The organism is Paraburkholderia sp. SECH4 (assembly GCF_030511745.1).
Classification (GTDB): Bacteria; Pseudomonadota; Gammaproteobacteria; order Burkholderiales; family Burkholderiaceae; genus Paraburkholderia; species Paraburkholderia madseniana.
Map to the genome: position 1 here is coordinate 97045 of NZ_JALOCP010000025.1, position 14266 is coordinate 111310.

A 14266-nucleotide genomic window follows, 5' to 3' on the forward strand; every position below is an offset into this window, starting at 1 on the left:
GCTCACTCACCGGTTGCCTGACGCACAGGGTTGCGTCCCGCGCGCCGGCTCCTCAGCAATACACGCGGGCACACTCACTGCCACGACCATGAATTCAAATATCCGCTACAAGGGCTACGAAGTCGCACCGGCCGCGCAACTGCTGCCCAACGGCCTGTTCGCCGCCAACCTGACCATCGAGAAAACGTCTGCAAGCCAGGGCCAGGCTTATTCGTTCGACGCACTCGACTACTTCTTCGACGAAGAGCACGCGCTCGCCTATGCGTTCCGTTGGGGACGCATGTGGATCGACAGCCGCAAGTAACGCCGGCAGACTCGTCCGATAGCACCCAGGCGGTCACGCCGGTCTCGCGCGCAGAGCCGGAGAAGACCGTCCACCCCGCGAGCCGGCAAACGCGGGCCACCTTGCGCCACCCGGCGTCGATTCTTAAGCGGCTGTGCCAGAATAGGCGATACCTCAGTTAAAGGAGACGCCTGCGATGACATGGACCGTCGATCAACAGTTGGCCCTAACCGCAACCGAAGCGGTCGCCGCGATCCAGTCCGGGCGCCTCAAGGCCGCCGACTATATGGCCACGCTGCTGGCGCGCGCGGCGTCACTCTCGAGCCTCAATGCGCTCACCACGCTCGACCTCGACGGCGCGCTGGCCGCCGCTCAGCGCATCGATGCATTGCCGCCCGAAGCAAAAGCGCAATTGCCGCTCGCCGGTTTGCCCATCGTCGTGAAGGACAACATCAACACGGCCGGTTTGCAGACCTCGGCGGGCACGCCCGCGTTGGAAGGCTTCGTGCCGACGACGAACGCGCCTTCGGTACAACGGCTTCTCGATGCTGGAGCGATCATCCTCGGCAAAGCCAACATGCACGAACTCGCGTTCGGCATCACCAGCACGAACTTCGCCACGCACGCCGGGCCGGTGCGCAATCCGTACGACCCCACGCTGATTCCCGGGGGCTCGTCGGGCGGCACCGCTGCCGCGATCGCCGCGCGCATCGTGCCCGCGGGTCTTGGCACCGACACTGGCGGCTCGACTCGCATTCCGGCTGCGTTGACCGGCATTGCGGGGTTTCGTCCGTCGGTTGGTAACGGTGGGGCCGAACGGCGTTATCACGACCCGGATGCGGTCGTGCCGATCAGCCATACGCGCGATACGGTGGGGCCGATGGCGCGCACGGTTGCCGATATCGCTTTGCTCGACGGCGTGATCACCGGAACGGGACCGTTGCCCGCGCTCACGCTGAACGGTTTGCGCATCGGCCTGCCCGAGCCGCTCTGGGAAGGGCTCGAACACCAGGTGGAAGACGTTGCACGCGCCGCCTTGCGCCGCCTCGAAGCAGCAGGCGTCACCTTCGTGCCTGTAGCGATGAGCGAACTGGAGACCTTGAACAGCCACGTCGGCGGACCGATCGCGATCCACGAGCCGCGCGAGGACGTGCTCGCCTGGCTCGTCGCCAATAATGCACCGGTAAAGACAGTCGCTGAAATCGCAGCCCGCATCGCGAGCCCTGACGTGCGCGCGATCTACGACGGCGTGCTCGCCGACGTACTCGGCGCTCATTACGACGCAGCGCTGAAGCAATGGCGGCCGCGCTTGCAGCAGTATGTCGCGGCGACTTTCGCGGACGAGCGTCTCGATGCGCTGCTGTTCCCCACCACGCGCCTCGCCGCGGTGCCGATCGACGACCTGCACGGCTCGTCGACGGTATCGATCGATGGCGCCGCGCCAATCGATACGATGGACGCGTTCCTGCGCAATACCGACCCGGCCAGCACGTCCGGCATTCCGGGCTTGTCGCTGGCGGCTGGGATGACTGCCGGCGGCCTGCCGGTCGGCCTGGAACTGGATGGCCCGCTCGGCGAGGACCGGCGGCTGCTGGCGATCGGCGTCGCCTTCGAACAATTGCTCGGCGTGCTGCCAGCGCCGGTGCTCTGACGGCTTTGAAAATGCCGTCGAAGGTGCCAATGAAGATGTCGCTGAACACGCCAGTAAAAAACCGCCGATCCGCATGCCGATGACCGTACCCAAACCCGCCCGCCTTCGCCAAACTATTCTGCGCACCGCCGCCGCATTGGCGGTCGCCTTCACCGCCGTCTCCTGCGCGCGTCTTGCCGCAGTCGATTCGAACGCGCTCTGGAAAATTGTCGATATGCGCTGCGTGCCCTCGCAACAGGCCACCGGCACGCCGGGCCAATGCACGGTCGTCGATCTCGACAAACGTTATGTGATCCTGAAGGACATCGTCGGCCGCTCGCAGCATCTGCTGATTCCGACCGACCGCGTCACCGGCATAGAAAGCCCATTCGTGCTTGCGCCGAATGCACAAGACTACTGGGACGACGCGTGGGTGTCGCGGCTCTACGTCGATAAGTCCGTCAAGCGATCCTTGCCCGACAATCAACTCGGCATCGAGATCAACTCGCAATTCCGCCGCACGCAAAACCAGTTGCATATCCATATCGATTGCATGCACAGCAAGGTGAGCGACGCCTTGGCGCGTCACGCGAAGGACACGCCTGGCGAGTGGCGCTGGGATACGCTCGACGGCCAGAGCTACCGGATCATGCGCGTCACCTCGCTCACTCAGGCGAGTAATCCGTTTCGCATCGTCGCGCGTGATAACAGAGGCGCTGCGGCGATGGCCATGCAAACCATCCTCGTGACGGGTGCGGGGCCGTCGGCGGAGAAAGACGGCTGGCTCGTCGTGAATAGCGGCCTCGACGTCGGCAACGGCAGCGGCTCGGCGGAAGGCTTGCTCGATCACGCTTGCCGCGTGGCGGACGGTGAATGAGCGTCTGTTACCGATCGCCCGGACAGGATCCGCGAGGACCTTGCACGGCGGTCGGCGCGCCGGGTAATGGCGGCTTGGCGCTGCGCAAGGGCTAGCGATGTGCCCCCCCGCTTTTGCACATATGCGCAGATGCATTGCTGAACAAAATGGTTCTAGTCGTGTGAATTGGTCCGTAGGATCGGTCTAAACCTGCATTCCGACCGATCCAGCCGATGGCGATTTATCTCGACGACACGCAACGTAAAACACTCGCCAAACAGGCTGCAAGCTGGACATGGCGCACGCAATGGCCGACGTGGCTGCTGATCGCCACAATCTACGGTGGATGGTTCGGTGTGGCAACGCATGCGCGTGTGCTCGGCCTGCCGCTGACCACTGTGCTGCTGGCGTTGCTGGGTGCGTGGTACATGTCCCTGCAACATGAGTTGCTGCACGGCCATCCGACGCGTTGGCCGTTCGTCAACGCACTATTAGGATTCGCGCCGCTCGCGGTGTGGTTTCCGTACAGCGTCTATCACGATTCGCATCTTCAGCATCACGACGATCCGCATCTGACGCTTCCTGAGCGCGATCCCGAAAGCTACTTCGTCAGTCAGCGCGTGTGGCAACGTGCGGGTTTGACGATTCGCGCGCTGCTGATCTTCCGCAATACGTTTATCGGCCGCCTGCTAGTCGGGCCGGCTTTTGCCATAGCGGCAACGGGTGTCGATGAACTCCGCAGTATCAAACGTGGTGATTTGCGTCATGTGCCGATGTGGGTCGCGCATCTGGTTGCGTTAGCCGCGCTGACGGTGTGGCTTCAACGCGTCTGCGGAATCCCAGCCTGGGCCTTTATCGTCGGCGCAGGTTATGGATCGTTGTCGTTAGGTTCGATCCGCTCGTTTCAGGAACATCGGGTGGCACATGCTTATGAGCATCGCACCGTCATTAATGAGGCGGGGTGGTTCTGGCGGCTGCTGTTCCTGAACAACAACTATCATCTGGTTCACCACGACTTGCCGCATGTTCCGTGGTTTGCACTCCGGGAGGTTTATGAAACGTCCCGGCAGCAATATATAGAACGCTCGGGAGGGTTTCTCGTACACGGTTACAGCGAATGGTTGAGGCTTTACGCATTCGCTCTCGTTGCGACTCCGGTGCACGGCGACAATCTATCCGATTTCATTCAGAAGAACCCGCCTGCTTCCGCCTGGTTTGCGGGTACGTTGCGCGGCAATTTCATGGCAGTTGTCCGTCGAAGAGAACTCCGTGAAGCCAACCTACCCGCTACTGCTGAACGCCAAACCGCAAGACAAGTCCTATAAGATCCGCGACCGCGACTCCATGTATTCGCAACTGCACTCTCGTCGGATCGGTCTTCCCCCAGTTCATTACTCAACTCACGCGGCAGACCATTCATGAAAAAGTGCATAAGGCCTAGGCATGAATCCGAATAAATTCATCCGGTGCCGCGCGTTCTGTCACCAGCGCGTTTACCGGTGCGTCGGGATCAGCATAACCTATCGCCATTCCGCAAAACAACATCTCCTCATCAGGAACACCGAGGAAGCTGCTAACCGTCTTTGGAAAGAGACTCCAGCTTTCTTGAGGGCAGCTATCCAGTCCATTGGCTTTCAGCAGCAGCATCACAGTCTGGAGATACATTCCCAGGTCGACCCATTGTGGGCGTCCCATGTTACGGTCGATAAAACAAAACAGCGCGGCCGGTGCTCCAAAAAATTGAAAGTTGTCGCGAAAGCGCTGCCCCCGTGCCGCCTTCTGCTCGGCCCCAATGCCGAGCAGACGATACATGTCCTCCCCTGCCCTGAACCGCCGGGTGCGATACGGCTCGCCTAGTGACTTTGGATAAACATCGTAATCAAGGGCATCCTCCTGAAACGAATCCAGTGTCCGCGCTGTCATCACCTGCTTCAGATCGACGAGTCGCTGACCGACCACCAGATGAATCTTCCATGGCTGAAGATTGCCACCCGATGGCGCCCGCGCTGCCTGAACCAGAATGTCTCGCAGTAGATCCTTATCTACCGATTGCGCCCGGAACGCTCGAATCGAACGGCGTTGCGCGACTGCCTCGGTAACGCTGTATGTGGATGTGACGCCTACGTTTACTGCCTCTTTCATTACCAATTCCTCGCGACTAGCTGAAATCGTACGGCATGAATACGACTTGAAAAGGCAGAACGAAGGGCGTCGAACACGTCCCTTCTAGGCCTGCCCCGGGCTTGGGGCGCCAGACAGTTCCAGACCACGAAAAAGTACAGTGACCAAGGTATCGGTCATTGACGCAACTGAGGCAGGGTCGTCTACTGCCGAGCCATAGACCGCTTGCAAAAGAGCGCCAATACTGAATGTAAGTGCACAGGCGCCGACAATGATGTTGGTTATCTCATGCACCGGAAGTCGGCGGACCAAACCTGCCTGCATCGCCTCCTCGATTGCATCATTGAAGACTTGATAGCCTTGCGACATATAGGTCTTTGCGAGCCATTTCAGTCGAGGTGTGCTTTGCATGCCCTCATGTATCAAGATTCGATTGAGGTCTGGGTCGGCCGCATTACTCGAAACAAACGTCCGAATCATGATCTTCAGTCGGGTTAGGGGATCAACGTCCGCTAGATTCAAGAATTGCCCCAAGGGAAAAACCGCACCCCGTTTCCTCATGATATGGTCGATCGTCGCCTCCCAGAGCTTTAGCTTGCTGCCAAAGTGATAGTGAACCATCGACTGCGTCAGGCCAGCCTTCGTCGCAACGGTTCCTGTACTAACGGCGTCGTATCCATGCTGCGCAAACAGCGCGACGGCCGCAGCGATCAACCGATCACGTGGGGCCATCTCCTCAAGCGGCTCGACAGCCTTTTCCTTTGTCTTGCCGACATTCCTTCCAGGCTTGCGATTCACGCCGCCCCCCTCTGTAAAGTGTCTGGAACGGGCTGCAACTCGTCTGTTTGCAACACGAACGCAATACTTTACCTGAGGCTGAACACGGCACAACAGGTCTCAACGTTCTGGATTCATGCTATATCGCGTGACAACCCGTGGTCACGAGACAAATCCTTCAAAAGATGCAATGTCAAGCGGTGTCGGATCTACAGGCCGAACCGGTAACTCGCCAGTCGAAAACTGTGGTGTCGGAGCCGGCTGGACAATCCCGCCCTCCTTGACGAAAACCCGCCGCGCTACCAAATGCCGATGCCGTTGCGCTTCCGAAAGCGTCAGGACCGGTGCGTAGCAAACGTCCGTGCCTTCGAGTATCGCGGTCCACTCATCTCTCGTCTTCCGTCGAAATAACTCTTCCATGTCTGCGTGTAGTGCCGCCCAGTTCTCCGGGCGCTCCCGCTCACTCGCAGGCACCGACGACTTCAGACCGGTCAGTTCACAGAGTTGCTGAAAAAATGCAGGTTCAAGGGAACCGATAGACACGTGGCGACCGTCCGCACACTCGTAGGTCCGGTAGTACGGTGCCCCGCCATCGAACACGTTCGCCTCCCGCTCTTCACGCCACTGGCCCTCCGCGGTCTTTTCCATTATCGCCGTCATCAACGACACGGATCCGTCGCACATCGCTGCATCAATCACGTCACCAAGGCCGGTACGTTGAGCAGCAATAATTGCGGCCAGCATGCCCATAACCAGATAGAGCGCCCCGCCCGCAAAGTCACCCAAAACGTTAAGTGGCGGTATCGGCCGCTCTTTCGACCCGATTGCAGCCAGCGCGCCGGTGATCGCGATGTAATTGATATCATGCGCTGCAGAGTACGCCAGCGGGCCTCCTTGCCCCCAACCAGTGAGTCTTCCATACACGAGCTTCGGGTTACGCGCGAGCAATTCCGCAGGACCAAGTCCGACACGCTCCATTACGCCTGGCCGGTACGCCTCGATCAACCCGTCCGCTTGATCCGTCAACTCCATGACTCGGGCAACGTCGAGCGGAGATTTGAGGTTGGCTCGAATTCGGCGCCTACCGCGCACCGCAATTGGACTCGCCGGCTCTTCTGTAGACTCTGGACGTTCGATGCGAATGATCTCCGCACCTAGATCGGCAAGCAGCATCGACGCAAAGGGTGCTGCGCCCATACCGGCAAACTCTAACAGCCGAATACCTTTGAGCGGCCCCACCAAAGGTGGATTCTGATCTGTAAATGAATTCATCTTCAACTCCAACCACATCTCAAGGCCGCGTTCTACTGAATACCACCGTGCCACTCGTGTAGAACATGCCGCCCACCCCGTGTGCAACAGAAATTTCCACGTCGGGCACCTGTGCCGCCGCGATACCTCTGACCTGGCGAATCGACTCCTGCAGCGCATACATCCCATACATACCTGAGTGCATGTAGCTCAATCCACCACCGTTGGTATTGACGGGAAGCCGCCCGCCAGGAGCAGTATTCCCCTCCCTGATGAAGCTTGTCGCTTCACCGGGCTGGCAAAAGCCGAGGTCTTCCAGTCCATAAAGGGGAAGGTGCGCAAAAGCATCGTAGAGCATCAGATGATCCACGTCCGCGTGGCTGATACCCGCCTCTGCGAACGCATCGCGGCCTGCACGCCGGAACGCAGCAGACGTCGTGAAGTCCTCCATCTGGCTGATCATCGGGGTCTCGCAGCTCTCACCGGTCCCAATGATGTAAACCGGGTGTTCATGTAAATCTGGAGCTCTGTCGGCGCTTGTCAATACAATAGCCCCGCCGCCATCGGTCACAACACAGCACATCAGCAAACGGAAGGGGTAGACGATCATCTTGGACCCCAGGACGTCCTCGATCGTAATCGGATCCTTCTGGCTCGCGCGCGGGTTGAGCGCCGCCCATTGTCGTTGAACCACTGCGACCGACGCCAGCGCAGATTCGTCGAGACCGTGCCTCTTCAGGTAGCGCAGCACCGGAATTGAAAACATTGTCGGCGGATAAGTTGTGCCAAACGGTGTCTCGAACTGCTGCAACAGGCTACCCGGGACTGGAATCGGGAAACCCGTCGGCGCAACTCGCGAGCGCCCGCTTTCACCGTGTGTTACGAGGACAGTACGGCACAGACCCGATTCGATCGCTGCCATCGCGTGGCGAAGATGGAGCATAAACGAGCAGCCGCCGACTCCCGTTCCATCAATCCACCGCGGCTTGATTCCAAGGTAATGCGCGACAGTCTCGGGCTGCTCCCCGGCCGTTGCAATGCCGTCGATGTCTGAAGGACGCAAACCAGCATCGGCCAGTGCATTCAGTGCTGCATCTGCATGCAGCTGAATCTGCGACATCTCGGGTACTTTACCCATTCGGGTACTTTCCGCCGCTCCTACGACGGCTACAGAACGTCGCGCCATTTATGCCTCCACGAGCTTGAACAAAGGTAGCGTAATGTCGTCGTTCTGTTTCACGAAGACCACTTCGACAGGTGTATCCAGCCGAAGTGCTTCAGGTTCCTGCGGACACCCAATGATATTCGTCATGAGCCGCGGCCCCTCCTCGAGTTCAATGACGGCAATCGAGTATGGTGGAGTGAAGCCCGGAGCTGGCAAATGCGAAATCGCATAGCTGTACAAAGTCCCGCGACCGCTCGCGCGCTTCAACGATACCGAACGACTCGCGCAATGAGGGCAAAACGGTCGCGGCGGAAAATAGGTGTGCGCACAATCGTCGCAAATCTGAAGCCGCAACTCACCGAGCCGGGTACCTTCCCAAAAGTGCGCAGTTTCCGGCGTGGGGACCGGCATTGGACGCGAAGTTTCCATGTTCATGCGTTTCCTATCCAATTCTGCAGCCTTGCTTACAGGCCAGCAAGTTGATCGTTTGTTGCCATTTCTCTCAACTCAACCTTTCGAACCTTTCCGCTCGCGGTAAGCGGAAAACGTTCCATGCGGAAATATTTGACTGGAACCTTGTAACTCGACAGTCGTTCCCGGCAATGCCGATCCAGGTCAGACACTGAGAGTTCGTCCTTTCCGATAATCGCAGCTGCTACGATTTCACCGTAATACGCGTCCCTGATTCCAAAAACAGCGACCTGCTCGACTCCCGGGTATGCAGTCAGTACACGTTCAATCTCCGCGGGATAGATGTTCTCGCCACCACGGATGATCATGTCCTTGAGGCGACCACCACTGACAACCAGCTTTGCGTCTTCTCTCAGGAAGCCGATATCGCCGGTCTTGACCCAGCCGTCATCAGAGAACGTAGTCTTCGTCTCTTCAGGCATATCGAAGTACCCACGCATCGCATATGGCGAGCTAATCTGGATTTCGCCGGAAACCCCTCGGGCGACCTCAAGCCCGCTGTTTGGATCAACGATACGAATACGGTATCCGTTCAGGCTTTGCCCGCAATTGTCGAATCTGTCTGGATCATTCGGATCGCCGCACGCGGCAATGGCGCTGATCTCTGATAATCCGTAAATCTGGACGATCCCAGGGACCAATTCCGCTGCACAGCGGCGCAGAACAGCGGCATCAACATCCATGCCTCCGCAGGTTCCGATCCGCAGGGAAGAAAGGTCATACGAAGCTCGATCCGGATGGTCAAGCAACGCGCTTAAGGTAGTCGGTACGGCAAAGTGCACGGTCGCTTTCTCCGACTCGATGACCTGTAGCATGCTGGTAGCATTGAACGCATCCTGTCCGATATACGTGGCGCCAGTGAACAGACATCCCGGCACCGCCGTGCAATAAGATGCGCTGTGGAACATTGGAACGACGCATGTGACCCGATCGTCACTTCGCATTCCAAGGCGCCGGGAGCTCAACGCGCCCTGTGCCATCACCGCCTCGTGCGTAAGCGTTGCACCCTTCGGGTAACCGGTCGTACCCGACGTGTAGATGATGACCGCCGGGGCACCTGGCGGCACGTCCGGCAGCGCCCTGTCACTGGACCTTCCGATATCACGCAACGCGGCAAGGCTTAGACAAGCGCTTTCTTCACCATCAAGCACGACCGTAAGGCCAACGTCCGGAACCTTCTGCCGCGCAGCCGAAAACACATCGAAATATGACTTCGAGCGGAACGATTTGGACAGCGCAATCGCCTTTGCACCCGATTGCCGGAGCGCATAGACAAGCTCCCCTTCACCAAAGTACGTATTGACGGGAACGAGGATCAACCCCGCGCGAGCCGCAGCAAGGCAGGTAATCAGCCAGGCAATGGAATTCTGCGACCATAGCGCCAACCGGTCACCCGGTTGAAGCCCACTCTCGAGCAAGCCCTTTCCAACTTGCGTTGCGTACTTATCCCAATCCTCGAAGGTAAGTCGCTCACCTTCGAGCGGAAATGACACAGCAAGCGACTGCCCTGCGTCCCGGGCGCGCCTCGCAAGCGCATCGCTGACCGTACCAAATGTCTCCAGTCCGCTCATTCTCATGTCTCCGTTCGATCAGACCGGCCGACCGGCCATCAGCAACGCCTGGTCATAGGTCAGAACGACCTCATCACGCTGGTTGACGACTTTGATCTCCATCGCGACGACACCTCGGTCACCCTTGCTCGAGGCCCGGGCTTCAGTGACTTTGACCGAGGTAAAGATCGTGTCGCCGAAGCGCACCGGATTGGAAAAGCGAACCTTGTCCAGCCCCAGAAAACCGATCGTAGTGCCAACGAAAAGCGCCGTCTGATTGATCTGGCCCGACGTGACAGCCAGGGTAAGCAACCCGTGCGCGATTCGCTCACCAAAGATGCCCTTTCCCGCCGCCACAGCATTGACGTGCACGGGATTGAAGTCTCCCGAGAGCCCGGCAAACAGGCCCACGTCACCACTCTCAATCGTACGCGGCGCGGTTTCGATCACCTCGCCTACCTCAAAGTCGTGCCAGTACTTGGCGAATCGTCCTGCAGCCATCTAACTCTCTCCTTTCTCACCATAGCCGCGCATTCGCGGCAAACGACCACCAGCAGGGTCAGCCTCGCGACGCAACAGGCGTCGACAAGACACAGCATAGTCAAAATCCGAAGAAACAAATAGACCTATTTGTTAAGTAGATATACCTATTTAATCGTTTTCCGATCCGTAGGAATGTGTGCACTCGGGCTCGTTCGCTGGTGGGGTCAGTCGCACCACGTCGAGATGAGCCACCCGATATAAGCAGCTGCAAATGGAGTAGACCTATGTATGAAACCGACAGGACGCTAGGCGCATCAATGCCGGAGGATCACTCGCGAAACGATCCAGTAACCATCATTCGCACCAGCCCTATGGGGAAATTTCAGGTCGCGTTGGTTGTCGTATTGTTTTGCCTATATGCCCTGGACGGATACGATCTCCTTGCCGTGGCGTTCGCGCTTCCAGGCATTCGAGCTGACCTCAAGCTCCCACCGAACATACTCGGCGTCATTGCCTCTGTCGGCCTTTTTGGAAGCGGCGCCGGAGCCTTCCTGATCGCTCCGCTAAGTGATCGATTCGGCAGGCGACCCATCATGCTTGCCAGTCTCATCCTTGCCGGCTGTGGGATGGCTATATGCACGATTGCCAACGGTCCCATGGCGCTCGTCCTGGGGCGATCTATTACAGGTCTGGGAGTCGGTGCGCTGTTGCCAGGTATTACCGCGCTTGCAGCCGAATACTCAAACGATCGAGTCCGGAACCGTGTAACGGTTCTTATCACCGTCGGTTTTTCAGTCGGGGGCTTGGTGGGCGGCAACTTCGCAGCCGCGCTTCTATCTCATTGGTCCTGGCGGTCGGTGTTCCTGTGTGGCTCAATCGGTACCTTCCTGGCGGCCGCTATTTCGGCGCTGATTGTGCCGGAATCGATTGAATTCATCGTCGCCACTCGCCCAGTCAACGCTCTCGCACGAATCAACTCAGTGCTCGGCAGAATGGCAAAGGAGTCCATTGCACGGATCGAGTCAAAGCAGGTAAGCACTGCGAAAGCGCCGATTGTCGAACTTTTCAAGCAAGATCTGTTGGTCATCACCGCTGTCGTAACGTTGACGTACGCATTGCATGGTGCCACCTTTTACTACTGTCTGAACTGGCTATCCAAGCTTGCAACGGACATTGGTTACACGGCTGCAGGCGCAGCTCACGCATTCGCGTGGTGCAGCGGCGGCGGACTCGTTGGCGCCTTGCTCGCCGCATTTCTGGCCACCCGAATTCGAATCCAGTCGCTTATAGCCTTCTCCCTGATTGCAAGCACCGCCGCAGTACTCCTGCTCGCTACCATTCATCGCATGTCAAACGAATTTTTTGTCGCAAGCGGGCTGGTTGGGGTAGCACTGTATTGCGGCCAATCGAGCCTGTACGCGTACATGATGCGTGCGTTTCCCACGCGAGTTCGTGCATCTGGCGCCGGGTTCGTCACCGGTGTCGGGCGGTTCGGAGGTATCGCTTCGCCTGCAATTTCTGGATTTCTGTTTGCGTCCGACCTGAGTAACGCCGCAGTTAGCACAATGATGGCAATGGGCTCACTTTGTGGTGCGGCGATTCTTCTGTCCTATCACATTTTCTGGCGCAAGACCTGATATGCGGAGAACTCCTTGAACACGCCTTCGATCGGCATGGGCCAGGCGGGAATCCGCCTGGCCCCACCGTCCACGCAACGGCGCGAATAGTGACCGACGGTCAGCTGAACAACTTGTTTGCCGTATGGGCAATCAGTTCGCCCTGGTGACGTGCGCCCTCGAGCTCGATCGCGCTCGGTTGGCGCTCACCTTTTCCGCCGGCGATGGTCGTGGCTCCATAGGGAGCACCGCCGACAATCTCGTCGAGCGTCATCTGCCCGTGATGGCTGTATGGCAGACCAACGATGACCATGCCGAAGTGCAGCAGGTTGGTAATGACCGAAAACAGCGTCGTTTCCTGCCCGCCGTGCTGGCTGGCGGTCGACGTGAAAGCACCGCCAACCTTGCCATTCAACGCGCCGCTCATCCATAGACCGCCGGCCTGATCCAGAAATGCGGCCATCTGGGAGGAAATGCGCCCGAAACGGGTCGGCGTACCGACAACAATAGCGTCGTAGTCGGCCAACTCGGCGACCGTCGCAACCGGCGCTTGCTGGTCAAGCTTGAAGTAGGCAGCCTTGGCCACTTCCTCCGGCGCCGTTTCCGGTACCCGCTTGACATCGACTGTGGCGCCCGTCGAGCGCGCACCTTCAGCCACGGCATCGGCCAGTGTTTCGACGTGACCATATGATGAGTAATACAGCACTAGAACTTTCGACATTTTGAATTCCTATTTATATAGATTCGGCGTTGCCGCCCTGGGGAACTGCGTATACCCGACAGCGCGCACTTCGCGGCTGCGGGATGCAAACATCATTTGGCTGCGTGTGTTCGTACGAGAATTCGCTTTCGGGCAACCCGCACGGTGCCTGCGCATCGAACGACCGGGGGGATCACCATCGGGTTATGAAGGCATGGAATCAAGGAAGACGTAGAGCGCAGCAATCTTCCCATCGCGAACGATGATCACATCCACGCCCGTATAGTGGGGGGCCTCGTCCCGCGGGCCAGACCCCCACGCCAGGCGGCCAGCGTTGTGCAGAGCCTGAGGCTCACCGTGCGGCGAGTAGGCGAAATGCGGGTGTGTTGCGCGAAGTTCCCCGGAGAATGTGTCGAGAGCATCGTGCCCGACGAATACACCCGGAGGCGCGTAGAGCACGCAGTCCTCGGTATAGAGTTCCTCTATGGCCGCGCGACGACGTTTAGCGTCGCCCTCGCCGAAGACTTCCTGAAGGTTGCGATAGAGCAATTCATTGATGCGATCGGTCATGACTATTCTCCTTGCTGATTGACTACGAACTGGGCCAGATTACGTTGGGTGAATATTTAAAGGATGGGATGTCGCATCGGTCTACTGAGCGAGCGCCACGGTTCGTTCGATAGCGGTGACGACAGCGGGTCGCGTCGCGATTTCCTCATGCCAACTAGCGACGAACGGAAACTTGTCGAGGCTCGCGCCGATTGCCTGATGACGCCACACCCAGCCAAAATGGGCGATGTCCGCAATGCTGTACTCGTCGCCTGCAGCGTACGGATGACGCTCGAGAACGTGGTTGAGCACGCCCAGCGTTCGTTCAACCTCCGCTAGCGCGCGCGCCTTCGCCTCGGGTTGCGGCGACGATTGGATCGCGACCAGGAAGGCCTGCAGGAACGCCGGGCTGAGGCCGGACGCGTGGAAGAAAAGTTGCTCGAAGACCTTGCCGCGCCGCGGGCCACCCTTCGGAAGAAGTCGTCCAGTCTTCTCTGCAAGGTGAACCAGAATCGCGGCGGACTCGCCCAATACCAGGTCGCCTTCTTCGGGAGCAGAACGATCGATGAGAACCGGTACTTTCCCATTGGGATTCATTGCCTTGAAGGCTGCGGTCTTCTGCTCGCCCTGGCGCAGGTTGACGGGCACGAGCCGATAGTCGAGCCCCATCTCTTCCAGCGCGATGGGGACTTTGAGACTGTTGGGCGTGGCGAAAGCGTGAACTTCGAACATTGTGTTCATGAACATTTCCTTTGTGCGGATTGGTCGCCTGGGTCGGCGTCTGGCGTACTGTTGGAATTGAGTGGCCGGTATC

General features: G+C 58.7%; 15 protein-coding genes. 5 read left to right on the plus strand and 10 right to left on the minus strand.

Annotation, left to right across the window (positions count from 1 at the left end):
* Positions 1–88: 88 nt before the first annotated feature.
* From M0D67_RS28335 to M0D67_RS28350, 4 genes are all read left to right on the plus strand, one after another.
* Positions 89–304: a transcriptional regulator gene (locus M0D67_RS28335; RefSeq protein WP_154558403.1), complete on the plus strand. Its 216-nt coding sequence runs from the start codon at positions 89–91 to the stop codon at positions 302–304.
* 175 nt (positions 305–479) lie between these two features.
* The gene (gene iaaH, locus M0D67_RS28340; protein ID WP_266240578.1) at positions 480–1934 is read left to right on the plus strand and encodes an indoleacetamide hydrolase; all 1455 of its coding nucleotides are present in this window, start codon (positions 480–482) and stop codon (positions 1932–1934) included.
* 79 nt (positions 1935–2013) lie between these two features.
* Complete coding sequence (locus M0D67_RS28345) at positions 2014–2790, plus strand: CDP-diacylglycerol diphosphatase (RefSeq protein ID WP_266240579.1); 777 nt, start codon at positions 2014–2016, stop codon at positions 2788–2790.
* Between the two features lie 212 nt (positions 2791–3002).
* A complete protein-coding gene (locus tag M0D67_RS28350) occupies positions 3003–4094 on the plus strand; it encodes a fatty acid desaturase (RefSeq protein ID WP_266240580.1) in 1092 nt (363 codons plus the stop codon).
* 112 nt (positions 4095–4206) lie between these two features.
* On the opposite strand, the gene M0D67_RS28355 is transcribed toward M0D67_RS28350, so the two are convergent.
* The 7 genes from M0D67_RS28355 to M0D67_RS28385 all read right to left on the minus strand — a co-directional run bounded on the left by M0D67_RS28355 (position 4207) and on the right by M0D67_RS28385 (position 10605).
* A complete protein-coding gene (locus tag M0D67_RS28355) occupies positions 4207–4911 on the minus strand; it encodes a nitroreductase (protein WP_266240581.1) in 705 nt (234 codons plus the stop codon).
* 84 nt (positions 4912–4995) lie between these two features.
* Complete coding sequence (locus M0D67_RS28360) at positions 4996–5688, minus strand: TetR/AcrR family transcriptional regulator (RefSeq protein ID WP_266240582.1); 693 nt, start codon at positions 5686–5688, stop codon at positions 4996–4998.
* A 141-nt stretch (positions 5689–5829) separates the two neighbouring features.
* Positions 5830–6939: a CaiB/BaiF CoA-transferase family protein gene (locus M0D67_RS28365; RefSeq protein ID WP_266240583.1), complete on the minus strand. Its 1110-nt coding sequence runs from the start codon at positions 6937–6939 to the stop codon at positions 5830–5832.
* A gap of 19 nt (positions 6940–6958) precedes the next feature.
* On the minus strand, positions 6959–8056 hold the full coding sequence (locus tag M0D67_RS28370; RefSeq protein ID WP_266240584.1) for a thiolase: 1098 nt from the start codon (positions 8054–8056) through the stop codon (positions 6959–6961).
* A 48-nt stretch (positions 8057–8104) separates the two neighbouring features.
* Positions 8105–8518, minus strand: a complete 414-nt coding sequence (locus M0D67_RS28375; protein WP_308112605.1) for a Zn-ribbon domain-containing OB-fold protein — start codon at positions 8516–8518, stop codon at positions 8105–8107.
* Between the two features lie 29 nt (positions 8519–8547).
* On the minus strand, positions 8548–10125 hold the full coding sequence (locus tag M0D67_RS28380; protein ID WP_266240585.1) for a class I adenylate-forming enzyme family protein: 1578 nt from the start codon (positions 10123–10125) through the stop codon (positions 8548–8550).
* A gap of 18 nt (positions 10126–10143) precedes the next feature.
* Positions 10144–10605, minus strand: coding sequence for a MaoC/PaaZ C-terminal domain-containing protein (locus M0D67_RS28385; RefSeq protein WP_266240586.1), 462 nt, complete (start codon positions 10603–10605; stop codon positions 10144–10146).
* A gap of 266 nt (positions 10606–10871) precedes the next feature.
* On the opposite strand from M0D67_RS28385, the gene M0D67_RS28390 reads away from it, so the two are divergent.
* Positions 10872–12224 (plus strand): MFS transporter, encoded by a 1353-nt coding sequence (locus M0D67_RS28390; RefSeq protein WP_266240587.1) that lies wholly within the window; start codon positions 10872–10874, stop codon positions 12222–12224.
* Positions 12225–12324: 100 nt separating this feature from the next.
* On the opposite strand, the gene wrbA is transcribed toward M0D67_RS28390, so the two are convergent.
* From wrbA to M0D67_RS28405, 3 genes are all read right to left on the minus strand, one after another.
* Positions 12325–12924 carry an NAD(P)H:quinone oxidoreductase gene (gene wrbA / locus M0D67_RS28395; protein ID WP_266240588.1) on the minus strand — a complete coding sequence of 200 codons (600 nt, stop codon included), beginning with the start codon at positions 12922–12924 and terminating at the stop codon, positions 12325–12327.
* 183 nt (positions 12925–13107) lie between these two features.
* Positions 13108–13473, minus strand: a complete 366-nt coding sequence (locus M0D67_RS28400; RefSeq protein ID WP_266240589.1) for a nuclear transport factor 2 family protein — start codon at positions 13471–13473, stop codon at positions 13108–13110.
* 81 nt (positions 13474–13554) lie between these two features.
* Positions 13555–14193 carry a glutathione S-transferase family protein gene (locus M0D67_RS28405; protein ID WP_266240590.1) on the minus strand — a complete coding sequence of 213 codons (639 nt, stop codon included), beginning with the start codon at positions 14191–14193 and terminating at the stop codon, positions 13555–13557.
* Positions 14194–14266: the final 73 nt, after the last annotated feature.

Coding starts and splice junctions, on each gene's coding strand:
- M0D67_RS28335 (WP_154558403.1), top strand. CDS start 89: ATGAATTCAAATATCCGCTACAAGGGCTACGAAGTCGCACCGGCCGCG.
- iaaH (WP_266240578.1), top strand. CDS start 480: ATGACATGGACCGTCGATCAACAGTTGGCCCTAACCGCAACCGAAGCG.
- M0D67_RS28345 (WP_266240579.1), top strand. CDS start 2,014: ATGACCGTACCCAAACCCGCCCGCCTTCGCCAAACTATTCTGCGCACC.
- M0D67_RS28350 (WP_266240580.1), top strand. CDS start 3,003: ATGGCGATTTATCTCGACGACACGCAACGTAAAACACTCGCCAAACAG.
- M0D67_RS28355 (WP_266240581.1), bottom strand. CDS start 4,911: ATGAAAGAGGCAGTAAACGTAGGCGTCACATCCACATACAGCGTTACC.
- M0D67_RS28365 (WP_266240583.1), bottom strand. CDS start 6,939: ATGAATTCATTTACAGATCAGAATCCACCTTTGGTGGGGCCGCTCAAA.
- M0D67_RS28370 (WP_266240584.1), bottom strand. CDS start 8,056: ATGGGTAAAGTACCCGAGATGTCGCAGATTCAGCTGCATGCAGATGCA.
- M0D67_RS28375 (WP_308112605.1), bottom strand. CDS start 8,518: ATGAACATGGAAACTTCGCGTCCAATGCCGGTCCCCACGCCGGAAACT.
- M0D67_RS28380 (WP_266240585.1), bottom strand. CDS start 10,125: ATGAGCGGACTGGAGACATTTGGTACGGTCAGCGATGCGCTTGCGAGG.
- M0D67_RS28385 (WP_266240586.1), bottom strand. CDS start 10,605: ATGGCTGCAGGACGATTCGCCAAGTACTGGCACGACTTTGAGGTAGGC.
- M0D67_RS28390 (WP_266240587.1), top strand. CDS start 10,872: ATGTATGAAACCGACAGGACGCTAGGCGCATCAATGCCGGAGGATCAC.
- wrbA (WP_266240588.1), bottom strand. CDS start 12,924: ATGTCGAAAGTTCTAGTGCTGTATTACTCATCATATGGTCACGTCGAA.
- M0D67_RS28400 (WP_266240589.1), bottom strand. CDS start 13,473: ATGACCGATCGCATCAATGAATTGCTCTATCGCAACCTTCAGGAAGTC.
- M0D67_RS28405 (WP_266240590.1), bottom strand. CDS start 14,193: ATGAACACAATGTTCGAAGTTCACGCTTTCGCCACGCCCAACAGTCTC.